The organism is uncultured Sphingomonas sp. (genome assembly GCF_902806265.1).
In the GTDB taxonomy this organism is placed as follows: domain Bacteria; phylum Pseudomonadota; class Alphaproteobacteria; order Sphingomonadales; family Sphingomonadaceae; genus Sphingomicrobium.
Genome location: NZ_CADCVZ010000015.1, coordinates 1 through 23,643, shown reverse-complemented (window position 1 = coordinate 23,643; position 23,643 = coordinate 1). Strand labels below are relative to the sequence as shown.

General features: G+C 66.1%; 22 protein-coding genes. 14 read left to right on the top strand and 8 right to left on the bottom strand.

Annotation, left to right across the window (positions count from 1 at the left end; all coding sequences use genetic code 11):
• The first annotated feature begins 25 nt into the window (after positions 1-25).
• Positions 26-1,183, top strand: coding sequence for an acyl-CoA dehydrogenase family protein (locus QZX62_RS03815; protein ID WP_294172250.1), 1,158 nt, complete (start codon positions 26-28; stop codon positions 1,181-1,183).
• A 3-nt stretch (positions 1,184-1,186) separates the two neighbouring features.
• Complete coding sequence (locus QZX62_RS03810; protein WP_294172247.1) at positions 1,187-2,317, top strand: acyl-CoA dehydrogenase family protein; 1,131 nt, start codon at positions 1,187-1,189, stop codon at positions 2,315-2,317.
• A 78-nt stretch (positions 2,318-2,395) separates the two neighbouring features.
• Here the strand turns inward: QZX62_RS03810 and QZX62_RS03805 are convergent, their stop codons facing one another.
• Positions 2,396-2,776, bottom strand: a complete 381-nt coding sequence (locus tag QZX62_RS03805) for a PaaI family thioesterase (protein ID WP_294172245.1) — start codon at positions 2,774-2,776, stop codon at positions 2,396-2,398.
• 143 nt (positions 2,777-2,919) lie between these two features.
• Here QZX62_RS03805 and QZX62_RS03800 point away from each other — a divergent pair, with 143 nt between their 5' ends.
• Positions 2,920-3,168 carry an acyl carrier protein gene (locus QZX62_RS03800; protein ID WP_294172243.1) on the top strand — a complete coding sequence of 83 codons (249 nt, stop codon included), beginning with the start codon at positions 2,920-2,922 and terminating at the stop codon, positions 3,166-3,168.
• Positions 3,169-3,185: 17 nt separating this feature from the next.
• Complete coding sequence (locus QZX62_RS03795) at positions 3,186-4,421, top strand: aminotransferase class I/II-fold pyridoxal phosphate-dependent enzyme (RefSeq protein WP_294172410.1); 1,236 nt, start codon at positions 3,186-3,188, stop codon at positions 4,419-4,421.
• On the opposite strand, the gene QZX62_RS03790 is transcribed toward QZX62_RS03795, so the two are convergent.
• On the bottom strand, positions 4,411-5,601 hold the full coding sequence (locus QZX62_RS03790; protein ID WP_294172241.1) for a hypothetical protein: 1,191 nt from the start codon (positions 5,599-5,601) through the stop codon (positions 4,411-4,413). The two genes, QZX62_RS03795 and QZX62_RS03790, sit on opposite strands and share 11 nt — an antisense overlap.
• 112 nt (positions 5,602-5,713) lie before the next feature.
• On the opposite strand from QZX62_RS03790, the gene QZX62_RS03785 reads away from it, so the two are divergent.
• Positions 5,714-7,666: an ATP-binding protein gene (locus tag QZX62_RS03785; RefSeq protein ID WP_294172239.1), complete on the top strand. Its 1,953-nt coding sequence runs from the start codon at positions 5,714-5,716 to the stop codon at positions 7,664-7,666.
• A gap of 6 nt (positions 7,667-7,672) precedes the next feature.
• Here QZX62_RS03785 and QZX62_RS03780 read toward each other — a convergent pair whose 3' ends face one another.
• A complete protein-coding gene (locus tag QZX62_RS03780; RefSeq protein WP_294172237.1) occupies positions 7,673-8,545 on the bottom strand; it encodes a hypothetical protein in 873 nt (290 codons plus the stop codon).
• A 9-nt stretch (positions 8,546-8,554) separates the two neighbouring features.
• Positions 8,555-9,532, bottom strand: a complete 978-nt coding sequence (locus QZX62_RS03775) for a diacylglycerol kinase family protein (protein WP_294172235.1) — start codon at positions 9,530-9,532, stop codon at positions 8,555-8,557.
• Positions 9,533-9,754: 222 nt separating this feature from the next.
• Between QZX62_RS03775 and lptF the strand changes: the two genes are divergently transcribed.
• The 3 genes from lptF to QZX62_RS03760 are packed head-to-tail and all read left to right on the top strand — an operon-like array spanning position 9,755 to position 12,738.
• Complete coding sequence (lptF, locus tag QZX62_RS03770) at positions 9,755-10,978, top strand: LPS export ABC transporter permease LptF (RefSeq protein ID WP_294172233.1); 1,224 nt, start codon at positions 9,755-9,757, stop codon at positions 10,976-10,978.
• A complete protein-coding gene (gene lptG / locus QZX62_RS03765) occupies positions 10,975-12,072 on the top strand; it encodes an LPS export ABC transporter permease LptG (RefSeq protein ID WP_294172231.1) in 1,098 nt (365 codons plus the stop codon). Before lptF ends, lptG begins: the two co-directional genes overlap by 4 nt.
• Positions 12,073-12,078: 6 nt before the next feature.
• A complete protein-coding gene (locus tag QZX62_RS03760) occupies positions 12,079-12,738 on the top strand; it encodes a thioredoxin domain-containing protein (protein ID WP_294172229.1) in 660 nt (219 codons plus the stop codon).
• A 3-nt stretch (positions 12,739-12,741) separates the two neighbouring features.
• Here the strand turns inward: QZX62_RS03760 and QZX62_RS03755 are convergent, their stop codons facing one another.
• A complete protein-coding gene (locus QZX62_RS03755) occupies positions 12,742-13,836 on the bottom strand; it encodes a fatty acid desaturase (protein ID WP_294172228.1) in 1,095 nt (364 codons plus the stop codon).
• Between the two features lie 316 nt (positions 13,837-14,152).
• Between QZX62_RS03755 and QZX62_RS03750 the strand changes: the two genes are divergently transcribed.
• From QZX62_RS03750 to QZX62_RS03725, 6 genes are all read left to right on the top strand, one after another.
• Positions 14,153-15,946, top strand: a complete 1,794-nt coding sequence (locus QZX62_RS03750; protein ID WP_294172226.1) for a cellulase family glycosylhydrolase — start codon at positions 14,153-14,155, stop codon at positions 15,944-15,946.
• A 379-nt stretch (positions 15,947-16,325) separates the two neighbouring features.
• The gene (locus QZX62_RS03745) at positions 16,326-16,691 is read left to right on the top strand and encodes a hypothetical protein (protein ID WP_294172225.1); all 366 of its coding nucleotides are present in this window, start codon (positions 16,326-16,328) and stop codon (positions 16,689-16,691) included.
• Positions 16,688-17,188, top strand: a complete 501-nt coding sequence (locus QZX62_RS03740; protein WP_294172223.1) for a hypothetical protein — start codon at positions 16,688-16,690, stop codon at positions 17,186-17,188. Before QZX62_RS03745 ends, QZX62_RS03740 begins: the two co-directional genes overlap by 4 nt.
• Complete coding sequence (locus QZX62_RS03735; RefSeq protein WP_294172409.1) at positions 17,121-17,993, top strand: terminase family protein; 873 nt, start codon at positions 17,121-17,123, stop codon at positions 17,991-17,993. Before QZX62_RS03740 ends, QZX62_RS03735 begins: the two co-directional genes overlap by 68 nt.
• A gap of 45 nt (positions 17,994-18,038) precedes the next feature.
• Positions 18,039-19,175: an N-acetyltransferase gene (locus tag QZX62_RS03730; RefSeq protein WP_294172222.1), complete on the top strand. Its 1,137-nt coding sequence runs from the start codon at positions 18,039-18,041 to the stop codon at positions 19,173-19,175.
• Between the two features lie 213 nt (positions 19,176-19,388).
• Complete coding sequence (locus tag QZX62_RS03725) at positions 19,389-21,770, top strand: cellulase family glycosylhydrolase (protein WP_294172221.1); 2,382 nt, start codon at positions 19,389-19,391, stop codon at positions 21,768-21,770.
• Positions 21,771-21,850: 80 nt separating this feature from the next.
• Here the strand turns inward: QZX62_RS03725 and xth are convergent, their stop codons facing one another.
• From xth to QZX62_RS03710, 3 genes are all read right to left on the bottom strand, one after another.
• Positions 21,851-22,633, bottom strand: coding sequence for an exodeoxyribonuclease III (xth, locus tag QZX62_RS03720; protein WP_294172220.1), 783 nt, complete (start codon positions 22,631-22,633; stop codon positions 21,851-21,853).
• 100 nt (positions 22,634-22,733) lie between these two features.
• Entirely contained in the window at positions 22,734-23,057 is a 324-nt protein-coding gene (erpA, locus tag QZX62_RS03715) for an iron-sulfur cluster insertion protein ErpA (protein ID WP_294172219.1), read from the bottom strand.
• A gap of 173 nt (positions 23,058-23,230) precedes the next feature.
• Positions 23,231-23,643: M23 family metallopeptidase (locus QZX62_RS03710; protein WP_294172218.1), on the bottom strand; the 413-nt coding region annotated here is incomplete at its 5' end.

Genomic DNA, 23,643 nt, shown 5'->3' with positions numbered 1-23,643 from the left:
CGCGGGGCGAAGGGAGACAAGTCCGATGGCCGACCTCGAGGAGTTCCGCGGCGAGATCCGCGCCTGGCTGGAGGCGAACTGCCCGCCCGAGATGCGAACGCGGCCAAGGTCGGAGGACGACGCCTGCTGGGGCGGGCGCAAGTGGACCTTCTCCTCCGATGCGCAGCGCCAGTGGCTTGAGGTGATGGCCGAGCGCGGTTGGACCGTGCCCGACTGGCCAAAGGACTACGGCGGCGGCGGCCTGTCGCCGGCCGAGTCGAAGATACTCCGCGAGGAGCTGCGCGCGATCGGCGCCCGTCAGCCGCTCTACAGCTTCGGCATCTCCATGCTCGGCCCGGCGCTGCTGAAGTACGGCACCGAGGAGCAGAAATGCCGCTTCCTCCCCGAGATCGCCCGCGGCGAGATCCGCTGGTGCCAGGGCTATTCCGAGCCCGGCGCCGGGTCCGACCTCGCCGGCCTTCAAACTAAGTGCGAAGATCGGGGCGACCATTGGCTGGTCAACGGCCAGAAGGTCTGGACCAGCTACGCCGATCAGGCCGACTGGATCTTCTGCCTGGTCCGCACCAGCACCGAGTCGAAGCAGGGCGGGATCAGCTTCCTCCTGTTCGACATGGACTCGCCGGGCGTCTCGACCAAGCCGATCCTGCTGATCAGCGGCTATTCGCCTTTCTGCGAAACCTTTTTCGATGACGTGAAGGTGCCCAAGGATCAGGTGGTGGGCGAAGTGAACCGCGGCTGGGACGTCGCCAAATACCTCCTCCAACACGAGCGCGAAATGATCAGCGGCATGGGCCTAGGCGGCGGCGGATCGGCGCTGCTGGGCAAGCAGCTTGGTCAGATCGAAGACCCGTTCCTGCGCGCGGAGGTGGCCGCGTTCGACATCGACGCCCTCGCCTTCACCGCGATGAGCGAGCACTTCATGGATCAGCTCAAGGCTGGCGAAGCGCACCCGGCTATGCCGAGCATGATGAAATACTCGGGCACCGAGCTGAACAAGCGCCGCCACGAGCTGGTCATGGCCGCTGGCGGCTCGGACACGCTCGAGTGGGAGAGCGAGCGCACTCGCGGTGGGAAACCGGCGCGCGAATGGCTCCGCACCAAGGCTAACTCGATCGAGGGCGGCACCAGCGAGATCCAGCTCGGCATCGTCGCCAAACACATCCTGCGCCTGCCGGGAGCCTGACGAATGACCCTGCTCACGGACGATCAAAGGCAGCTGCAGGACATGGCGCGGACCTTCCTGGCCGAGGAAGGCACCATCAAGAAGCAGCTGCGCCACTGGCGTGGTACGGGCTGCAAGGACGGCTTCGGCCACGGCCTGTGGAAGCAATTCGCCGAGCTTGGGCTGACCGGAGTGGTCATCCCCGAGGACCAGGGCGGCCTCGGGCTTGGCGCGACCGAGGCGGCGCTGGTGCTGAAGGAGATCGGGCGCAACCTGACGCCCTCGCCCTTTCTGACCACGGCTGTGGCGGCGGCGAAGGCGCTGGAAGGGACGGCGCAGGGCGAACGCTGGTTCCCCGGCATTCTGGCGGGCGAGACCGTGGCCGCGCTGGCGATCGACGAAGGCAAGCACCATGCGCCCGAAGCAGTCGCGCTGGAGGCCAGGCGCCAGGGCAACGGCTTCGTGCTGAACGGCGCCAAGCAGTTCGTGGTGCACGGCGCCTCCGCCGACCTGATTCTGGTCGCGGCACGGACCGCCGGCGGGGTGGGCGAGCGCGAGGGCCTCACCCTGTTTGCGGTGGAACGCGGCGCGCACAGCCTTGAGGTCGAGAACGTCAACCTCGCCGACTCCAGCAAGGCTGCGCGCCTCGCCTTCAACGATGTCGCGGTCGACGCCGATGCGGTAGTCGGTGAGGTCGACGACGGCTGGACGCCGCTGTCCCGCGCTCTTGCAGCCGGCCGGGCTGGCTCCGCCGCCGAGCTGGTCGGAGTCGCCGCGGGCGCGTCGGACATGACTGTCGATTACCTCAAGGCCCGCCGCCAGTTCGGCCGGCTGATCGGCGAGTTCCAGGTGCTGCAGCATCGCGCGGCCCACCTCCACAGCGAAGTCGAAATCGCCCGCGCGGCGGCGTGGAAGGCGGCCGAGCTGCTCGACCGTGACGCGCCGCAGGCGGAGCTGATGGTCCATGTCGCCAAGGCCAAGGCCACGCGCTCCGCCCAGCTCGCCGTCCAGGAAGGGGTGCAGATGCACGGCGGCATCGGCATGACAGACGAGCACGACATTGGGCTCTACATGAAGCGGGAAGCTGTGCTCGGGCAGTTATGGGGTGACTGGCGCTACCACGCCCGGCAGGTCGCGGAGCTGAGCGGGTATTAGTGCTCCTGCGTAGGCAGGAGCCCAGTTCCTTTAGCTGTAGCCTGGAAGAACACTGGGCTCTTGCTTCGCAGGAGCACATCACCGCTCCAGCAGGAAGTTGATCCGCGCACTCGCGATCGGTCGCTTGGCATCTTCCTGCCAGGCGAACGCCTCCACATTGGCGACGCTTCGCCCGAGCCGCTCGACCACCGCCGAGGCGTACGTTTCCCGATCGCGCCCGCCGAGCATGAAGTTCACCGTAACCGTGATCGGCTTCATCGTTACCGCGCCGCCGTCCAGCGCCCGCCGCAGCGTGCCATAGGCTGCAAACTCCAGCAGGCCGGCGATGGCCCCGCCGTGCAGGTACATCGGCCGGCCGACCACATCGTCGTGGAAGGGCATGACGAACAACGGCGAGCCGTCCGCCCCCACTTCGGTTCGCAGCTTCAATAAACCGGCGTAAGGTGGAAGGTCGTCCATCGCCTCGTCATTGCGAGGAGCGACGCGACGAAGCAATCCAGTCCCTTCAAGAGAACTGCGGTCGCAACTCCGTAACCGCCTCTGCCCGACTGTCGCCGCACTTCGTTGTCATCGCCACCGCCGAACACTAGGACGCTTGCCCCATGACCGACCGCGACGAACGGCTGCAGACCATCCTTCGGCTCATTACCGAGTTCAACAAGAAGGGCGTGGAGGTGACCGAGGAGACCCGCTTCGCCCAGGACCTCGAATGGGACAGCCTCACCGTGATGGACTTCGTGGCTGCGGTCGAGGACGAGTTCGACGTGCTGATCACCATGAACCGCGCGGCCGAGATCGAGACGGTCGAACAGCTGGTGGACGCGGTGGGCGAACTACAGGGGTCCAAGTGACCGATCCCGGCATCGAGATGACCGTCGGCGGCGCTCCGGACGGGCCGGCGGCACGCGACCTGTTCAGCAAGTTCGACCCGCTCATCGGGCAGCGCGAGCAGCTGCTTTCGACCGGCCTGACCGACCCGTTCAACCTGGTGATGGAGCGGGTCGAAAGCCCGACCGTCGCCATCTGCAACGGGCGCCGCACCATCCTGCTCGGCACCTACAACTACATGGGCATGACCTTCGACCCCGACGTGATCGCGGCAGGTAAGCACGCGCTGGACGAATATGGCTCGGGCACGACCGGCAGCCGGGTGCTGAACGGCACCTACCAGGGCCACCGCGAGTGCGAGGACGCGCTGCGCGAGTTCTACGGCATGGACCATGCCATGGTGTTCTCGACCGGCTACCAGGCGAACCTCGGCATCATCTCGACTATGGCGGGCAAGGATGACTTTATCATCCTCGACACCGACAGCCACGCGTCGATCTACGACGGCTGCGCGCTCGGCAACGCGCAGATCGTCGCTTTCCGTCACAACGACGTCGAAGCGCTCGAAAAGCGGCTGAAGCGCCTGCCGCCGGACGCGGGCAAGCTGGTGGTACTGGAAGGCGTTTACTCCATGCTCGGCGACACCGCGCCGCTCAAGGAGATGGTCGCCGTCTGCAAGGCCGCGGGCGCGATGGTGCTGGTCGACGAGGCGCATTCGATGGGCTTCATCGGCGAACACGGCCGGGGCGTCGCCGAAGCGCAGGGCGTCATCGACGACGTCGACTTCATCATCGGCACCTTCTCCAAGTCGGTCGGCACCGTTGGCGGCTTCTGCGTATCGAACCACCCCAAGTTCGAGATCCTCCGCCTGGTCTGCCGTCCCTACGTCTTCACCGCCTCGTTGCCGCCCAGTGTGGTCGCCACCGCCGCCACCTCCATCCGCAAGCTGATGCACGGCGGCAGCAAGCGCGCGCACCTGCTGGAGAACAGCCGCCAGCTGCATGGCGGGCTCAAGGACCTCGGCTTCAAGCTCGGCACCGACGAGCCGCAGAGCGCGATCATCGCGGTCACCATGCCCGACCTCGAGCGCGGGGCGGCGATGTGGGAAGCGCTGCTGCATGAGGGCCTATACGTGAACCTCGCACGGCCCCCGGCGACCCCGCAGGGCATGACTCTGCTCCGCTGCTCGTTGTGCGCGGAACATACCGGCGAACAGGTCCGCGAGATCCTCGGCATGTTCGGAGCGGCGGGCCGCAAGACGGGCGTTATCGGCTGACCGCCAGCCGCCAGTCTCCGGGCAGATAGTCGACCGACATATAATAGTAGAAGGCGCAGGCTCCGCCGGTCAGAAAGGCGCCGCCCTTCAGCACGCCCAGCGCAGTGGTCCCGATGAATACGGGCGCGCCGCTGTCACCGCGGTTGCATTGGGGTCCCTTCACCGTCACCCAACTGGTGGAGCAAAGTCCGCCGCACAGCTCGCCCGGCGGCGCGAAGTCGGTCATTTCAACGAGGGCGCAGCTCGCTCCGCTGGCTTCCCCGCGCTTGCACACCCAGTCGCCGGCGCGGGTCATTGGCCGGGTCAGCCAGCCGGTGACCGGCCGCGCGACCGAGCGCGCCTGGTCGGCGAAGAACAAAGGCTCGGCGCGGCCCACCCCGGTATGCACCTGAACGTCGCGGTAGGCGGTGCCCCAGCCCCCGGTGAACTTCAGCAGGCGCTCTTCCCCGTCCGGACCACGGTAGGTCAGGGCGTCGGGACAGTGCGCCGCAGTGGTCACTCCCAATTGGCTACCATCGGTGACCAGGAAACCCGTGGTGCAGAACCAGCGCCGCCCGCTGCCGTCCGAGCCTTCGACGCGCGAGCCGCCCGCCGCCCCGGCATTCTCGAAACTCGCCTGCAATCGCCGGAGGCGAGTGGGCACGCCGGTCAGCCGGCGAAGCTCCGCTTCGGCTTCGGCCGCGGGACGGATCACGCTCGACATGCGCTGCATGACCACGAGCTCGCCCGTGCGCGGATCGTGCCCCATGCCGCGGGAGCCTGGGACCACCGCCGCGATCTGCCCGCGGTGCCGGTCGATTGCGCCAAGTACCTCCGCCCGGCTTGCCGCAGCGCCGCCGCGCAGTTCCACGGGAACCTTGAGGTGCCCGGTAGGCATGAGCAGCCTTATTGTGGGTTGCTCTCCCTTGAGCAGTACGACCACCCGCCATTCCGGACTATGCTCGATGAACAGGCCGGCCAGCCGGTCCCCAAATTGTGCCCTCAACCGCTCGGTTACGACGACGCTTGCCCCTTGGAGCGCGAGGCGGCGCTCCGCCTCGGGCGCAGGAACAGCCATTGCCTCGGCATAGCTCGCCGCGTCGGCCGCCAAAGCTGCGCTGGGAGCCTGCAGGATCGGCTCCGCCGCGCGGACCTCGCCGGAGATTGCGGCAAGCGAAACTGCAAGAAGAGCGATAGACAAGGGCAAGCGCATGGGGCCGATTAGCACACGGGGTCTGAATGCCAGCCTCCAAACCACACCCGATCCCGCAACAGGGCTAGCCGAAGCGAAGTAGGCAGCCTAAAGTTACGGTATGTATGTCGGAGGTGAAGAAGATCGCTTCGACTGGCGGCGCGTCGGGGCCGCGGCCGGCGGGCTGTTCGCGACGCTGATCCTGCTCGGCATGGTGTTGCTCGTCGCCGTGTCCAACAAGGCCCGCGACATGGCGCTGCAGCAGGAACGCCACGCCTACGATGTGACCCTGCTGGTACGCACGGTCGACGCCACCCTGTCCCGGGCGGAGGCGGCGCTCGGCCGCTTCGTTCTCGACGAGGAGCTCAAGACAAGCGGCCGCTATTACGGCGATCAATGGACTCGAGCGGGCTACCAGATCCAGCAACTCGAGCAGGCCGTCCGGCGCAACCCCGGCCAGCTCCGCCGGGTCGCCGAGCTCGAGCAGCTTTACCTTGACCGCGGCGAAGAGATCGCCCCCGCTGCCCGTGCTGCGCTGGCCAAGGCGGGCCAGGGCGGCGCGCCGCTGTTCTATGCCGCGTCACGCTCGCAAACCGGACCGGACCTGCGCGAGAAGCTGGTGGAGATCGCCGACGCGGAACGGCGAGTGCTTCGCCGAAGCATGCTGCGCACCCAGTTCTTCTCGGCCGAAGCCGACCGCTTGACGGATTATCTGTCCTGGCTTGGCGTGGTGGTCGGCCTGGCGGCGATCACCCTCAGTTTCGTGTCGATCCAGGCTCTTCGGCAGAACAGCGCATCGCGCCGGGAAGCGGAAACGCTCGAGCGGGCAGTGGCCCTGCGCACGCAGGAGCTGTCCGCCGCCAATGCCGCCCTGAAGGCGGAGGCCGAGGAGCGCGAAGCCGCCGAGGCACAGCTTCGCCAAGTCCAGAAGATGGAGGCGGTCGGACAGCTCACGGGCGGCATCGCGCACGACTTCAACAACATGCTGGCCGTGGTGGTCGGCGGGATCGACCTTGCCATGCGCCGGCTGAATGGCCCGCGGCGCGAGGTTACCACGCACCTCAACAATGCGATGGAAGGGGCCACGCGCGCTGCCGCCCTCACCCGGAGGCTGCTGAGCTTTGCTCGATCTGAACCGTTGCTGCCGATCCGTACGGACCCGCGCGAACTCGTCTCGGGCATGTCCGAGCTGCTTGATCGGACCCTGGGCGAGCGAGTCCGGGTCGACGTGAGGCTCGCGGGAGGCGCCTGGCCCATCTTCGTTGACCCACATCAGCTGGAGAATGCCATCGTCAACCTGGCGGTGAACGCGCGGGACGCGATGGACGGCGAAGGCAGGGTGGAGATCACCACCGCGAACGTCACCCTGGCCGCGAACGAAGTCGGGGATGTCCGCGCGGGCGATTACGTTCGCATTTCGGTGCGGGATACCGGCACCGGCATGACCCCCGAGGTGCTGGAGCGCGCATTTGAGCCCTTCTTCACGACCAAGGAAGTCGGCAAGGGCACTGGCCTCGGCTTGTCGCAGATTTTCGGGTTCGCGCACCAGTCGGGGGGCGAAGTCGGGATCGAGAGCGAAGTAGGCGTTGGAACAACCGTGTCGATCTACCTGCCGCGAACGCAGGTGGAACCGGCCGAGATCAGGATGCATCCCGCCATGCAGCGCCGGACCGAAACCGAGCCAACAGTCCCTGGCGCACGCATCCTGCTGGTCGAGGACGATCCCCGAGTTCGTGCCGCTACTGTCGGTGCGCTGGAGGACCTCGACTATCGGCCGGTCGCCTGCTCATCCGGTGCGGAAGCGATCGCCTTGTTCGATAGCCAGGACTTCGACCTCGTCATCAGCGACGTGATCATGCCCGAGATGGCGGGTCCGGAGCTTGTCCGCGAGCTCAAGGCGCGACGACCGCATACCGCCATACTGTTCGTCACCGGTTACGTCGGCGAGGGCGATAGTGGTGACATGGTCGGCCACGAATTGCTGCGTAAGCCGTTCACCGTAAGCGGACTGGCGGCCGCCGTCGCGACCGCCCTTCACCGGGATAGTCCAGAAGTCAGCCGAGCCGTCGGCTAAGCTACCTTAACGGACCGCCTTCGAGCGAATCAGTCTTGGCGCAAGAGTAATGGCGGCCAGCAGCGGCCAGCGCTTCTGCCACGGCGCCAAGCGAATATCCGTGCCGGCATGGCGATTGATCTTCCAGGCGATGTACTCGGCGCCGCCGGCAAACGTCGTACTCGCTTTGGCGAGCCGGAGCACGGACAGCAGCTTGCCTTCCACCCGGCGGCGGCGCCAGCCGCCCGCCCGCCGCCGACCCTCGGCCCGCGCAGCGGAAAGCGCCGGCCCGGTGAAGCGCCGGTAGCGCGCGGGATCGACGTCGACCACGCTGCCACCCCTGCTATTCTTCTCCGCCCGAAGCTCCGCGGAGTAGGTCAGGGCAAAGGCTCCGCGCCACAGCTCCAACGGCGGCTGGTCGTTCGGCAGTTCGGCAAGCGCCGCGCTGAGCAAGGTTGGGGCGGCCCGCGCCACTGCCGCGACCGCACGGCGGGCCGCAGCCTCGTCTGCCGACCAGACAAGGCGCGAGGGCTGCGCGAACCGTGCCCACACCGACACGCTGCGCGTTTCCGGTCCGTTCAGACGGTGGAAGTCAGCCTCGCTCAGCACCGCATATTTGGCGGCGAGACCGTTGTGCGCGAATGGGAACACGTTAGGCGGAATCAAGCGGTTCGCCTGAGCTAGCCAGCCGGAAGTGTACGCAGCGCGATAGTCGGAAACGATCAGGTAGAAGTCGAGCATCAGCCCATCGAGCTGCCGTTCCCGCAGGCACGAGCCGTAGAACAGCACCGCGCGGGACGCAGCGCCATGGCGCTGCGCGATCGCGGCGGCGACCCCTTCCACTCGGGAATCCACCGGCTGGAGTAGTTCCTCGCGGACGAGGCGCTCGAGTCCACTCATCGCTTGCCTTCAGGCTGCCAGCCGCACGAACGACAAGGGGGAAGCGGGGCTCAGGTGGATCGGACGGCCGACGCTTGCCTGAAAGGTCTCGCCGTCGAGGATCACGCTCGAGCTCTCGCCCTCGATGCTGATCTCGTTGGCCTCCTCCACATGGACGCCCCGCAGGGGCCGATTGGCAAAGCGTCCGGCCAGGCCGTCCATCAGCCCGCGCAGCAGCGAACCAGGCCGCTGTTCGATCGCGATCATCTTCAAGGGCCCACCGCCCGCACCGGCCCGCAGCTGGCTGCCCAGCAGCAGCTTCTCGAGGGTGGTGACCGCGAGCAGTGCAAAGCGCCCGTTTATCGGGCCGCCGTTGGGTCCGGATACCTGAAGCGGTGCGGGCGCCGGCGGGAGGAAGCTCGCCTTGATGCCAAACAGTCCGCGCATGATCACGGCAATGGCGGTAATGAAGTGGCTTAGCCCATTGGGCAAACCCAGCGGATAGATCCGGTGCCGACAGTAGAGCATGGTATCGGCCAGCCCCGCCCCGCCCAGGAACATGCCAATCACCGGACGCTGCTCGCCCGAGCCGCAGCGCAGCGCAATGAGCTCCCGCGCGACGAGGTGATCTCCCAGGTCGTTCCTGGCGATGTCCATGAACCGCTTCAGCGCGTCGACCGGATCGCCGCGCGCGCCAAGATCCAGCGCGATGAGGTTCGTCTTCCCGTTAGGCAGCACCGCTACCGGAGGACGCGTGCTCCCGAAGTGTCCGCCATTGTGCAACTCGGTCAGCGCGGCCTGTACCGTGCCATCCCCGCCGTTGATGACCAGCAGCTTGGGGCGCACCCGAGCGATGGTCTTCAGGGCCTCGCCGATCTGCTCGGCATGCTCGACTTCGTAATGGAAGATGTCCGGGTGATCGGCACAGAACGACCGTATCCGAGGCAACTGCAACAGGTTGCCGGTGGAATTCGGATTCGACAGGAGGGCGATGCGCTTTGCTGCCATGGCGCCCTCAGTCACACGGAGCCAGGGAGCCAAGCTGCTGTCCGACACATGCCGGTGTGAGCGCCACCGTCACCCGGCTCGATGGCCACCGATGTTTTGGCATGGTCTCGTTCATCGATCCCGCTATAAGCACGCGCAACACGGACGGTTGGGCTCGCCACCGTCCACCTGTTATGTTGCTGTGATTTGCGGCCAAATCATGGTGTGGGAGCGACGCAAACCGTGCGCGGCCTTTCGCTGATCGATCGCTACATCGCCAAGTCCGTCCTGGTGCCGCTGCTCGGGACCTTGGTGCTCGCCGCGGCGCTGCTGGTGCTCGACAAGATGCTGCGCTTGTTCGATTTCGTGATCAATTCGGGCGGCCCGGTCAGCGTGGTGTGGCGGATGCTCGCTAATCTGCTGCCGGAGTATTTCGCCTTGGGCATTCCCATCGGGCTGCTACTGGGCGTGCTGCTGGCCTTTCGCAAGCTGGCGGTTTCATCCGAATTGGATGCACTACGCGGGGTGGGCGCCGGCTTTGGGCGGCTGCTGCGGGTGCCTTACGCCTTTGCCGTCGGGCTGCTGCTGCTCAACCTGTTCATCGTCGGCTGGCTCCAGCCGTGGACTCATTATGGGTATGAGCGGCTGCGGTTCGATCTTCGGTCTGGTGCGCTCGGCGCCAGCCTCAAGGTCGGCGAGTTCAACACGCTCTCCAAGCGCTTCACGCTGCGGATCGATCGCAGTGAACGCAATGGCACCCAACTCCATGGTATCTTCGTCCAGGCGGACGACAACTCCGGCACCAGCATCGTGGCCACCGCCCAGCATGGCCGCTTCCTGTCGACGGACGATCCCGACACCATCCTGTTCCGGCTCGATCGCGGTCGCCTCATCCAGCAAAGCGCCAAGTTCCAGACGCCGCGCACCCTGTCCTTCCAGAGCTACGACCTGCCGATCAACCTCCCGCAAGTTGACCGCTTCCGGGCTCGCGGAGCGGCCGAGGACGAGGTGGATGAACGCACCTTGCCCGAACTCTTGAGCGAGAGTTACGGAGGAACGGCGAAGAACCAAGAGGCCGAGCTTGCCGCTCGCTCCAATCTTCACTTCCGCTTGGTCGAGGTGGCGATGATGCTGCTCATCCCGCTGCTCGCGGTGGCCCTTGCGGTGCCGCCCAAACGCAGCGCCTCTTCGCTTGGCATCTTCGTCGGGATCGTCCTGGTGGTGGCTTATCACAAGCTCAACCAGTGGGCGGAAGGCGCGGGAACGCGCGGCAAGATCCTGCCGGAAATCGCGCTTTGGGTACCGTTCCTCCTGTTCGCGGCGCTGATCGTCTGGATGTACCGAACCCTGGCGACCAAGCCCGGGGGGCAGCCGATCGGCAGTCTGGAGCGCGCCGCCGGCAAGGTCGGCAAGGCAATCCGCGGGCTGCTCCCGCAATTTGGTCGCGAGGCCGAAGCCGGGGCATGATCAATCTCCACTTCTTTCCCTCGCGGCGGCTCGCCTTCTATACGGTCAAGCTGTTCCTGACCCGCAGCTTCGCCGTTCTGCTGAGCCTCAGCCTGGTGCTGATGACGCTCAACCTGCTGTCGGAAAGCGGCAAGATCCTGGATGTGCCGGGAAATGGCGAACCGGAGCTGTGGAGATATGTGTCGTTGCGCCTGCCGCAGCTCATCTCCTTCGCGTTTCCCTTCTCCTTTCTGCTTGGCACCCTGATCAGCTTTGCTGCGTTGAATCAGAACAGCGAAGTCATCGCGATGAAGGCCGCGGGCCTGTCGGCCCACCAGATCATCGCTCCCCTCATCGTCACCAGTATCGCGCTGGCGGCAGTCTCGTTCGCCTTCAACGAGTTAGTGGTTACCAAGGCTACTCGGACGCTGAGCGCCTGGGACGACAACGATTATCGCCCGCTGCCGCCCGAGAGCGGAATTTTGAGCAACGTCTGGCTGGTCAACGGTGAAGACATGGTGCGCGTGCGGATGGTGGCCGGACGCGGCCCGGCGACTCGGCTGGAGCGGCTTACCGTCTTCGATCGCGAGGGGGAGAGCGTCGTCCGGATCATCGATGCCGACCGGGCGGTGCCGCAAGGCGATGCTTGGCGCCTTGGGGGGGTTCGACTGTACGACAGCGGCATGAACTTTCAGCGCCGCCTACCGGAACTCACCGCGCTGGAGGGCGTCGAGCCCGAACGCTTCACCCTCGCCAAGGTGGACCCGGATGGCACCGACTATTTTTCGCTCCGCCAAGCGGTGGAGGAGTTACGCCTTGCCGGTCGACCCACCGCCGCGGCGGAAGCGGCCTTGTGGCACAAGCTGTCCAATCCGCTGTCCACCCTGCTCATGCCGCTCCTCGCCGGAGTGGCAGCCTTCGGCCTCGCCCGTTCGGGAAAGGTTCTGCTGCGGGCGGCAGTTGGAATGGGACTCGGCTTTGGCTTCTTCGTAGCCGATAATTTCGCCCTCGCCATGGGCAACGTGGGGGCCTACCCGCCCGTGCTTGCGGCCTGGGCGCCCTTTGTGTTGTTCTTGCTTATCGGCGAAACCGTGCTGATCCGGAGCGAGGAGTAGTCGCAGATGAAGCTTGTTTTGTTACTCGGCATAGCCGTTGCAATCACTGCGGCGGCACCAAGGGACTGGTCGCGCACCGTTGTCAACACGGCGATCGGCTGGCGGACTGGCCAAGCTGCCGCACCGCTCAAGCTGGTTGAGTATGCCTCGCTCAACTGTTCGCACTGCGCGCACTTCAGCCAGGCGGCGGACGAGCAGATCATGGCGCAGGTGAAGACCGGCCGGGTACAATTCGAATACCGCCCCTACCTCATCTTCCCGCACGACGTCGCCGCCACGCTGGTAGTGCGCTGCATTCCGACGTCCCACCGCTTCGCCTTTATCCAAGATTATTACCGCAACAGCGAGGCGATCACCGAGCGGCTGCGCGGCGCGATGGCGGACGCGACCCGTCGCGCAGCGCTCGATGCCGCCAAGGTACAGGGCGTGGGCGCGTTCAACCGGCAGGTGGTGGCAGTCACCGGCATGGGCACGCTCGCGGCTCGGCACGGCCTGACGCCCGTTGCCGCCAACCGCTGCGTTGCCGACCCGGCCGGGCTTAGCTGGCTGCAGAAGACCCAGGCGGCAGCCAAGGCGGCTGGTGTGTCGGGAACCCCGACCTACCGCCTCAACGGTCAGCCTTTGAATGTGCGCAGCCCGGAGCAGCTGCTGGCTGCGCTCAAGTAGCGGCTAGCGCCTCAGGGTGGACGACGCGAGCCGGCGAACCAAGGGCAACAACGCGCGGTGATTGGTCTCGTGAAACGTGCTGTCACCATCGAGCGCGGCGCTGATGCGACGATGCGCCTCGCCCAAATTGTGGTAGGGTACGCCGGGTAGTAGGTGGTGCAGCGCATGATACCGCAGGCCCACGGGCGCCCATAGAACCGGCAGGGTCGCGGGCGGGGGGACGTTGACGCTGTCGAGATACTGGGCCGTAACCGACATCTGTTCGCCCTCATTCTCCCACAGGTGGGCCACCAGCGTCCGGACCTGATTAAGGAACATCACGCCGGCTGCGATCGCGAGAAAGATCCCGAACTCGCGCAGCGGCAGCGTGCCGGAAACGACCAGGCCAAGGATCGTGATCGCCCAGACACTGCAGGCGGCTTCCTGCACCAGCCAGCGCCGCTTGAGTTCACCCTCTGGAGGACGGCGGCGGAAGTGCGGGTTAATCTGCAGTCCCGACAGCCGACCCACAACCGCATCGCGCAACGAACGGCTGACCAGCGACAAGGGAGCAAGCAGGGCGAAGCGGATCAACAGGGCAATCGGGGCCAGCGCCGAGGTCACTAGGAACAGCGGCAGCGTCCACGGCTTCATGGAGGCCAGCGGGAGATACTCCGGGTCCTCCGAGGTGCCGTAGCGCGTCTTGGCGTGGTGGAGGTTGTGGACTCCCTCGTAGAGAAAGGACGGCACCAGCAGGGGAACGCCGATCAGCAGGTTCCATGCGCGGCGGAAGCCCGGCAGTTGGCTATGCTTGATATGGGTGACCTCGTGAATGAAGCTGCCAGCCCGGTACAGCACTAGCATCGCGATAACGCCTGCCAGAAGGGCAACGGCATCCCTGCTTACCACTGCGACGCCTAGCGCAAGGTACCCCAGCGCGGCCGAGCCAGCCAGATCGCACCAGTAGAACGACCGATTCGGGACGTTGAGGTCGCGAGTAAGATCGGCCGCTACACGCAGCATCGCCTTGTCATCTGCAATCGCGCGAGCGCGCCCACCGATAGTGCGATGGTTAGCAGCGCGTGCGAGGCCGCCCAAATGGAAGGTAAGATCTGCCATGGATTACTGTCCTTGTGCGGGGAGTTAGGGTCGAAATCCGGCACCAACAAGGCAGCGCCAGGTGTTTGAGGCTAAGCGCAGAACGGCAGCGCCGCTCCCGGCGCGGGTCGCGCAAGCTAATCGGCTGTTAACAAGCGAACCTTGTTAACCATTGTTGAAGACAGGAAGCCTCTTCGTCCGGCCCACCTCACGCTTGGCCGACAACTTAGTAATCGTTGCTGTTGTGCGACGACCTTGCGAGGTAGCGGGCCCGCGGGAGGAAAGGGCAGCGCCTGCTTTCCCTTGCAATTAAATCCTATAATCGGGCGGGGACCAGATGATCGGAATCAATCTGTCGGGAGCCGAGTTCGGCTCCGGCAACACCTATGGCCGTGATTACCATTATCCGGGGATCGGCGAGATCAAGTACTACGCCGAGCGCGGCGCGGAGCTGATCCGGCTCCCATTCGATTGGGAGCGAATGCAGCCCACTGCCGGCGGTCCCCTGAATCCGATCGAGCTTGGTCGCCTGAAGCAGTTTCTGGCGGATGCGCATAGCGTAGGCGTCAACGTCATCGTCGATCTGCACAACTACGGCCGGTACTATGGCAAGACGATCGGTTCGGGGAGCGTGTCGAACGCGCAGTTCGCCGATTTCTGGCAGAAGCTCGCGGGCGCCATTAAGGGCTCGCCCGCGCTGGTCGGCTACGGCCTCATGAACGAGCCGCATGACATGGGCGGCGCCGGTATCTGGAAGGCCGCTGCGCAGGCCGCGGTAGACGCGATCCGCAGGGTTGACGGTACGGAAGCGATCTACGCTAGCGGCGATGGCTGGTCGGGAGCCCACAGCTGGCTGAGGTTCAACAAGGACTTCATCCTGCGCGACCCGGCCAACAACATCATCTACGAAGCGCACCAGTATTTCGATCGGAACTCGTCCGGCACCTATGTCGGCAGCTACGATCAGGAAGGCGCCTACGCGAACGTCGGGGTGGACCGACTGAAACCCTTCGTAGATTGGCTCAAGGCCAACAATCTCAAGGGCTTCATCGGCGAGTTCGGCGTACCGAGCAACGACGACCGCTGGCTGGAGGTGCAGGAGCGCGCCATCGAGTACATGGAGGCAAACGGCATTGCCGGCACTGGCTGGGGCGGCGGCTTCTGGTGGTCCCAGAACTATTCCATGTTCATGGGTAGCCCGACTAAGGGTGAGACTGACTACTTCGAGGCACTGAAGGACCTCATGGGCGGCGGCGACAGTGACGGCGACAGTGACGACGACAATGACGGCGACAGTGGCGACGACGGTGACCGCGACACCGACAACGACAATGACGGCGGCAGTGACAACGACAATGACGGCGGGACCGACAACGACAATGACGGCGGCGCAGACGGCGGCAGTGACAACGACACTGACGACGTAACCACGCCGCCGCCGCCACCGCCGCCGACCACCACCATCAGCAATCCGACCCGGGTCGGCACGGCGGGAGACGACCGGCTGAGCGGAACGCCGAACGCCGACCGCATCGACGGCCGCGAAGGCAACGACGTGCTGGTGGGAACCGGGCGCGCGGACGTGATGGCCGGAGGTTCGGGCATCGACACCGTCAGCTATCATTGGTCCGGCGCCGGAGTGAATGTCGACCTGACCCGGGCGACCCAGCGGAATGGTGATGCCTCCGGCGACACACTGATCGGGATCGAGTCCGTTGCAGGCAGCGCGAAGAGCGACCTGCTGAGCGGCGACGCCGGCGCGAACTCGCTCAACGGAAACGGCGGCAACGACACGCTCAACGGTCGGGGCGGCAAAGACGTCCTGATCGGCGGCAGCGGCAGCTATCGCTTCATCTTCGATTCGACAGGCAGCGCCAATGGCGATCGGGTAGTCGATTGGCGCGGAGGCGACCTGCTCGACTTCAGCCGGATCGATGCCAACGAACGGGTGACGGGCAACCAGGCTTTTATCGACATTGGGTCGGGTTCCTTCACCAAGGTCGCAGGGCAGCTGCGGGTCTATGAAGATGGCACCAACAGCTTCATCGCCGGCGACGTGAACGGCGATGGCGTAGCGGACTTCACCGTCACGGTTGCGGGCCTGCACAACCTGACGGGGCTGGTGCTTTAGGAAGTCCAGGAGCGAGGGCGCAGCCGGGCCGCCCTCGCGCTGAACCTACATGAACCTTTTTGGTTAGTTTTGGCTTGACAGCGTAACGCTGTTTCGGTACTTACTTGCACGTTGGAGTTCGTAAAGCCGTGGGCCGGGGGCCCTACGGCTTTTTCGTTGGGAATTACGTATTTGACAAAACGTAATCACCTTTTCGTTGCACGAGCGGGAGGGGACCAGATGGGCAAAGAAGCGGAGCCGGCGATCAGCGCGGGGCAAGGGACGGCTGTTGCAGGCGCGGAAGGCACCGGGGCGTGCATTCAGCGCGGTCAAGCGAAAGGCGTTCCTCGATTGTTTCGCGTCGACCTGCAACGTGCGGATGTCGGCATAGACGGCTGGGGTGGACACCACCACCGTGTACCGGCTGCGGCGGCGGAGCAAAGCTTTTCAGGACGCCTGGGTGGCCGCCCAGGAGCAGGGCTATGCGGCGCTGGAGGCCGACCTGGTCCGGCGCGCGCGCGAACTGCTGGACGGAATCGAAACGGACGATGACGCGACCGCGCGCATGAGCGGCATGGACGCCAAGCTGGCCCACGCGATGTTGCAACGGCATCGCCAGAGCATGGGGCAAGCGCCCGGCGACGTCCTGCCCAAGCGATCGGACCTTTCTGAGGCGACCAAGCGGCTTGAGGTGATGCGGCGCATGAAGCTGCTCACCGACGTCCCTCTCGAGGGCAAGGAGCCGGGACAGGGCACGGAGGCGTGAAGCGCTACCTGACGCTGCTGCGGCGGCTGTCGCGGGAACTGGACGAGATCAAGAGCCGCGTCTGGGCCGCCCTGTCGCCTGCGGACGTGCGTGCCTTTGCCTGGACGTGGGATGCCGCGGCAGGCACGAACCAGTGGGAGCCGGAAGGCGACTGGCGGGTATGGCCCCTGCTGGCGGGGCGCGGGTTCGGCAAAACCCGCAGCGGTTCCGAATGGATCCTGGAACAGGCCCGCCGTCATCCCGGCGCGCGCATCGCGCTGGTCGGGGCGACGCTGGAGGAAGTCGCGCGGGTGATGGTGGAAGGAGAAAGCGGCCTGCTGTGCTGCAACCCACCGGGCGAGAAGCTGAAATGGTCGGCCAGCCGGAGCGAGCTTGCGGTTCGAGTCCGGGGCGGTCGCCCACGCTTTCTCGGGCGCCGATGGGGAGCGGCTGCGCGGCCCCCAGCATCATTTCGCCTGGGCCGACGAGCTGGGCAAATGGCGCGACGCCGACAATAGTTGGGACAACCTCATGATGGGGATGCGGCTGGGCCCGCAGCCGCGGGTGCTGGTCACCACCACGCCGGGCAACACCGGCCTGCTCAAGCGGATCAAGGCGCTGCCCGGAGTCGCGGTGCGCGGCGGACGAACCCGGGAGAATGTCGACCTGCCGCCCGCCTTTATCCAGGCGATCGAAGCGGCTTATGCCGGGACGCGCCTCGGCCGGCAGGAGCTGGACGGCGAGCTGCTGGAGGAAGCGGACGGCGCGCTGTGGACGCGCGACCTGCTGGAAGCGCGGCGGTTGATGCCCGGACCGCTTGGCTGCGTCCGGGTGGTGGTCGGGGTGGACCCGCCCGCCACCGCGGAAGGCGACGCCTGCGGCATCCTGGTGTGCGGGCTGACCCGGGACGGGCGCGGGGTGGTGCTGGCGGATGCGAGCTGCCGCGGCGAGCGGCCGGACCGCTGGGCCCGCAAGGTCGTCGCCGCGGCCGACAGCTGGGGCGCCGAACGGGTGGTGGCGGAGGCCAACAACGGCGGCGACATGGTGCTAAGCGTATTGAAGGGCGCGGCGCCGATGCTGGCCGTGCGTAAGGTGCACGCCACCCGCGGCAAGGCGGCCCGGGCGGAGCCGGTGGCGGCGCTGTTCGAGTCCGGGCGCTGTTGGCTGGCCGGCTTCTTCCCCGAACTGGAGGACGAGCTGACCGGCTTCACGCCCGGCGGCTATACTGCCCGCGGGTCGCCGTACCGGGCGGACGCGATGGTGTGGGCGCTGTCCGAGCTAATGCTGGGCGGCGGCGGCAGGCCGATGGTGCGAGGATTGTAGCGGGCGGTGGCGCGGGGTCAGCTTTGGGGCTAGCCCTCCCCTGCCATGAGCCTCGTCATCCGCCCCGTCAGCACCAAGGCAGATCGCCGCCGCTTCGTTGACCTGCTGTGGGACGTCTACCGCGAGGATCCGCAGTGGGTGCCGCCGCTGAAGAGCGAGGAGCTGGCGCTGATCACCCCGGGCAAGAACCCGTGGTTCGAACATGCCCGCGCCGCCTTCTGGTTAGCGGAGCGCGACGGGCGCGCGGTCGGCCGGATCAGCGCGCAGGTGGACGCGCTGGTGCTGGAGCAGATGGGTGCGGGTACCGGGCTCATCGGCATGTTGGAGGCGCTGGACGCCGAGGCCGCGGCGGCGCTGCTCGGGACTGCGGAGGACTGGCTGCGGGCGGCGGGGATGAACCGGGCGCTGGGGCCGATCAGCCTGTCGATCTGGGACCAGCCGGGGCTGCTGGTCGAGGGCTTCGACGAGCCACCGACCGCGATGATGGGCCACCATCGGCGGGGATATCGCGGATGGCTGGAGGCGGCCGGCTACCACGGGGTTAAGGACCTTTATACTTATGAGCTCGACATCCGGGTGGAGATGCCGCCGCTGATCCAGCGGCTGGTGGAAAGCGGACAGCGCAACGGGCGAATCCGGGTGCGGCGGGTGAACAAGCGGCGGTTCGACGAGGAAGCGCCGCTGATTCTTGGGCTGCTCAACGACGCCTGGTCGGACAACTGGGGCTTTGTTCCGCTAACGGAGGCGGAGATCGCCTATGCGGGCAAGAAGCTGAAGCCGATCATCTTCGAAGATCTGGTTTATGTGGCGGAGGTGGACGGGGTCGCGCGCGGCTTCATGATCACCATCCCCGACATCAACGAGCTTATTCGCGATCTTGATGGGAGGTTGTTCCCGTTCGGCTGGGCCAAGCTGCTGTGGCGGCTCCGACGGCCGCGGGTGCGCCGGATACGGGTGCCGCTGATGGGGGTGGCGAAGGCGCTCCAGGGCAGCCGGCTAGCGGGGCAGCTGGCTTTTATGATGATCGAGCGAACGCGGGCCGTGTGCATCGAGAGCTATGGTGCGTCGCGTGGGGAGATCGGGTGGGTGCTGGACGACAATGACGGGATGATCAGCATCGCCCAGCTGCCCGGCGCCAGAATCAACAAGGTTTACCGGGTGTACGAGAAAGCGCTCCGGTAGGCCTGCGGACGCGTCTACTGCGCGATGAGCGCAAGAATATCGCTAGTGATCTTAGTTCCCAGGGCAGCTCGCTGAACCTTCCGCCCTGCGGGGCAATGCCGCGCTAAGAACCGAGTAACACTTTCAACGTAGAACTGACTCATGGGTAGCGCCTAGCGACTACACAAATGATTGTTTTGTATCTTGTCTCAAGAACATCCCGGGGGGGATACTATGATCGGCATTAATTTATCGGGGGCCGAATTCGGTTACGGGAATGTTTATGGCCGTGACTATCATTACCCGAACTTCGACGAGATCAAGTACTACGCCGACCGTGGTGTTGAGCTCATCCGTCTGCCGTTCGGCTGGGAGCGGATGCAGCCCACCCTGGGCGGCCCACTCGACCCGACCGAGCTGGCGCGGCTGAAGCAGTTCCTGGCCGATGCCCAGACGCTTGGCGTCAAGGTCATCGTCGACCTGCATAATTACGGCCGGTACAACGACCAGACGATCGGCTCGGCCAGCGTGTCGAACGCGCAGTTCGCCGATTTCTGGCAGAAGCTCGCGGGCGCCATCAAGGATTCGCCCGCGCTGGTCGGCTATGGCATCATGAACGAGCCGCACAACATGGGCGGCGCCGGCATCTGGAAAGCCGCGGCCCAGGCGGCGGTGGACGCGATCCGGACCGTTGACGCGACCCAAGCGATCTACGCCAACGGCGACGGCTGGTCTGGCGCTCATAGCTGGATGTCGATCAATCGCGACTTCATCCTGCGCGATCCGGCCAACAACATCATCTACGAAGCGCACCAGTATTTCGATCGGAACTCGTCCGGCACCTATGTCGGCAGCTACGACCAGGAAGGCGCCTACGCGAACGTTGGGGTGGACAAGCTGAAGCCATTCTTCGACTGGCTCAAGGCCAACAATCTCAAGGGCTTCATCGGCGAATTCGGCGTACCGAGCAACGATGCCCGCTGGCTGGAAGTGCAGGAGCGCGCCATCCAGTATATGGAGGCGAACGGCGTGTCGGGTACCGCGTGGGGCGGCGGCTTCTGGTGGCCGGCGACCTACTCCATGTTCATGGGCAGCCCGACCAAGGGTGAATCCAACTTCTTCGACCTGCTCCAGAAGTACATGGTCGACGGCTTCGAGGTCGCACCGCCGCCCCCGCCGCCGCCGCCGCCGCCACCGCCGCCGCCACCGCCACCGCCGCCGGCCCCGTCGGGCGACGACGTGCTGAACGGGACGTCGGGGAGCGACACCATGGATGGTGGCGACGGCAACGACGTACTGAACGGCACCGGCGGCGCGGACCTCATGATCGGCGGCAATGGCGTCGATACCGTGAGCTACCACTGGTCCGGCGCAGGGGTCGACGTGGACCTGACCCGGGCGACCCAGGTGAACGGCGATGCCTCCGGCGACACTCTGCGCACCGTTGAGAACCTCACGGGGAGCGCGAAGGCGGACAAGCTGCGGGGCGACGCCGGCACCAACGTCCTCAAGGGGCTGGCCGGCAACGATGTGCTCGAAGGGCGCGGCGGAGCCGACGTCCTGACGGGCGGCACCGGCACCGACCGCTTCGTGTTCGGCTCGGCGATCCACGCTGACGGCGACCGGATCACCGATTGGGAGGCAGGGGACATCCTCGACTTCACCGCGGTCGACGCAAACAGCCTGGTCGCGGGAGTGCAGGGCTTCACCGCGATCGGTTCGGAGGCCTTCACCAAGGTCGCCGGCCAGCTCCGGGTGTTCAACGATGGGACCAGAACCTTCATCGCTGGCGACCTTGACGGCGACGGCAATGCGGACTTCACGGTCACGCTTGACGGGGTACATAATTCGATCCCCGGCGTGACGCCGACCGCAACCCAGACGCCCGTCCCGCCGCCGCCGCCCCCGCCGCCGCCGCCGCCGCCGCCGCTGCCGCCACCGACAACTATCAGCGCGCCAACGCTGGTCGGCACGGCCGGCGACGACACGCTAAGGGGAACGCCCCGCAACGATCGGGTCGACGCTCGCGAGGGCAACGACACGCTGGTCGGATCAGGTGGGACGGACGTGTTGTGCGGCGGCCTCGGCCGGGACACCGTCAATTACAAATGGTCCGGGGCGGCAGTGGACGTCGACCTGACCCGGACGACGCAGCTTTACGGCGAGGCTAGCGGCGACACGCTGATCGGGATCGAGCGTGTTTCCGGAAGCGCCTATGGCGACCGGATGTCCGGCGATGCGGTCGGGAATGCGCTACTCGGCCAGGGTGGAAACGACCTGCTCAACGGACGCGGCGGGGCCGACCTACTGACCGGCGGCAGCGGCAACGACCGCTTCATCTTCGACTCGGCTGCCAACGCGCGTAACGACCGTGTCACTGATTGGCGCAGCGGCGACGTGCTGGACTTCAGCCAAATCGACGCCAATGAACTCGTCACCGGCGATCAGGGCTTCACCAACGTCGGTGCGGGCGCCTTCACGAAGGTCGCAGGGCAGCTGCGGGTCTACAACGACGGGACCAATAGCTTCATCGCAGGCGACGTGAACGGCGACGGGCTGGCCGACTTCACCGTGGCGGTGACCGGAGTGCACAACCTGACCGGCTTGGTCCTGTAAAACAGCCAAAGCCACCCGTTTCGACGGGCGTACGGGAGTCGGTGTGGAGCAGAGATCAGCGCACTAGCCGCTGCTCCGCTTCAGGCCGGCTCCCGTAAGCTGATCCAGGTCGGGGCGTGGTCCGAGGCTTTCTCCTCGCCGCGCGCCCAGCGGTGGACGCCGGCCGCTTCCAGGCGATCGGCGGCAATCGGCGACAGCAGCAGATGGTCGATGCGGAAACCGGCGTCGCGCTGCCAGCAGCCGGCGGTGTAATCCCAAAAGGTATAAAGCCGGTCTTCGGCGGGGTGGAGCGCGCGTAGGGCCTCCGTCCAGCCCTGGTAGAGGATGCGGCGCCAGGCTGCGCGGGTCTCGGGTTGGATCAGGGCGTCGTTTGCGGCAGCCTTGGCGGAGAAGACGTCGCGGTCCTCGGGCAGCACGTTCCAGTCGCCGGCGAGGACCACCGCCCGCTCCTCCTTCAGCAGTTCGGCGGCGTGGGCGCGGAGGCGCTCCATCCAGGCGAGCTTGTAGCTGAACTTCTCCGTCCCGACCGGATTGCCGTTGGGCAGGTAGAGGCTGGCGACGATCAAACCGTCAACTTCCGCCTCAATGTAGCGGCTGTGGGTATCGTCGGGATCGCCGGGCAGGCCGATCCGGCGAAGGTCGGGCGTGCGGCCGCGCGCAAGCATGGCGACGCCGTTGAACCCCTTCTGCCCGTGCCAGACCGCGCCGTAGCCCGCCGCCTCAATGTCGGCGACCGGCAACGCCTCATCGGCGCACTTGAGCTCCTGCAGGCAAGCGATGTCGGGCTGTTCGCGCTCCAGCCATTCGAGCAGGCGCGGCAGGCGCGCGCGGACGCCATTGATGTTGAAGGTGGCGAGTTTCATCGGGTGCGCTTAGCGCGCACGGGGGAAGTCGTCATCCCGGCGCAAGGCGGGTTCCGCGAGATTAGCGGGACGCCAGAAGTCCCGGCCTGCGGAGATGACGCTAGATCGAGAAGCTTGAGCCGCAGCCGCAGCCGCTGGCCGCGTTGGGATTCTGAACTTTGAAGGCGGCGCCGCCCAGATCCTCAACGAAGTCGACCGCGGAGCCTTGCACCAATTCCAGGCTCATCGGGTCGACGACGAGCTTCACGCCATCAGTCTCGGCGACCGTGTCGTCACCGTCGACCCCTTCCGCCAGCGCGAACCTGTAGGTGAAGCCGGCGCAGCCGCCGCCGTCAACGGACAGGCGCAGCATGGGGGACTTGCCCTGGCGCTGCGCGATCGCTGCGACGCGCTTGGCAGCGCTGTTGGTCAGGGTAACGGTCACCTTGAAAGAGGTAAGGTCCGAGTGGCGTCTCGACAAGTTGAAGAGCCGGCACGGATTGAATCCTAGCCGTCGGTCCTATCGCCTGACCGGCGCAGGCCGCCCGGCCAAAGCGCTCTCTCCGCGCTGCTCAGGATTGCCGAAGCAATCCTAGCGCCGCGCTCGGTCGCTTCAGCTTACTTCTTACCGGCAGTGGGGCCGCCGAGCGCGACCTGGTCCATCGAGGGGCCGGTGCCGCGGCTGCGGATGGCGAGCAGGTAGTCGGTCGACTTCATGAAGGGGATCGGATTCACCGCGCGGCCGTCGATCCGGACTTCATAGTGGAGATGAGAGCCGGTCGAGCGGCCGGTCGAGCCCATGCGGGCGATCATGTCGCCACGCTTCACCCGCTGGCCCGGGCGGACCAGGATCTGCGAGAGGTGGCCGTAGCGGGTTTCGATGCCGCGGCCGTGGTGAAGCTTAACGAGGTTGCCGTAGCCGCCCGAGTTCCAGGCAGCGTCGCTGACGGTGCCGTCGGCGGTGGCGTAGATCGGGGTTCCGACCGGACCGGCGAGATCAATCCCAGCGTGCATGGCAGCGCTGCCCTTGA

Bases quoted from the DNA above. Each gene is read 5' to 3' on its own strand.
- QZX62_RS03815 (WP_294172250.1), top strand. From the start codon at position 26: ATGGCCGACCTCGAGGAGTTCCGCGGCGAGATCCGCGCCTGGCTGGAG.
- QZX62_RS03810 (WP_294172247.1), top strand. From the start codon at position 1,187: ATGACCCTGCTCACGGACGATCAAAGGCAGCTGCAGGACATGGCGCGG.
- QZX62_RS03805 (WP_294172245.1), bottom strand. From the start codon at position 2,776: ATGGACGACCTTCCACCTTACGCCGGTTTATTGAAGCTGCGAACCGAA.
- QZX62_RS03800 (WP_294172243.1), top strand. From the start codon at position 2,920: ATGACCGACCGCGACGAACGGCTGCAGACCATCCTTCGGCTCATTACC.
- QZX62_RS03795 (WP_294172410.1), top strand. From the start codon at position 3,186: ATGACCGTCGGCGGCGCTCCGGACGGGCCGGCGGCACGCGACCTGTTC.
- QZX62_RS03785 (WP_294172239.1), top strand. From the start codon at position 5,714: ATGTATGTCGGAGGTGAAGAAGATCGCTTCGACTGGCGGCGCGTCGGG.
- QZX62_RS03780 (WP_294172237.1), bottom strand. From the start codon at position 8,545: ATGAGTGGACTCGAGCGCCTCGTCCGCGAGGAACTACTCCAGCCGGTG.
- QZX62_RS03775 (WP_294172235.1), bottom strand. From the start codon at position 9,532: ATGGCAGCAAAGCGCATCGCCCTCCTGTCGAATCCGAATTCCACCGGC.
- lptG (WP_294172231.1), top strand. From the start codon at position 10,975: ATGATCAATCTCCACTTCTTTCCCTCGCGGCGGCTCGCCTTCTATACG.
- QZX62_RS03760 (WP_294172229.1), top strand. From the start codon at position 12,079: ATGAAGCTTGTTTTGTTACTCGGCATAGCCGTTGCAATCACTGCGGCG.
- QZX62_RS03755 (WP_294172228.1), bottom strand. From the start codon at position 13,836: ATGGCAGATCTTACCTTCCATTTGGGCGGCCTCGCACGCGCTGCTAAC.
- QZX62_RS03750 (WP_294172226.1), top strand. From the start codon at position 14,153: ATGATCGGAATCAATCTGTCGGGAGCCGAGTTCGGCTCCGGCAACACC.
- QZX62_RS03730 (WP_294172222.1), top strand. From the start codon at position 18,039: ATGAGCCTCGTCATCCGCCCCGTCAGCACCAAGGCAGATCGCCGCCGC.
- QZX62_RS03725 (WP_294172221.1), top strand. From the start codon at position 19,389: ATGATCGGCATTAATTTATCGGGGGCCGAATTCGGTTACGGGAATGTT.
- xth (WP_294172220.1), bottom strand. From the start codon at position 22,633: ATGAAACTCGCCACCTTCAACATCAATGGCGTCCGCGCGCGCCTGCCG.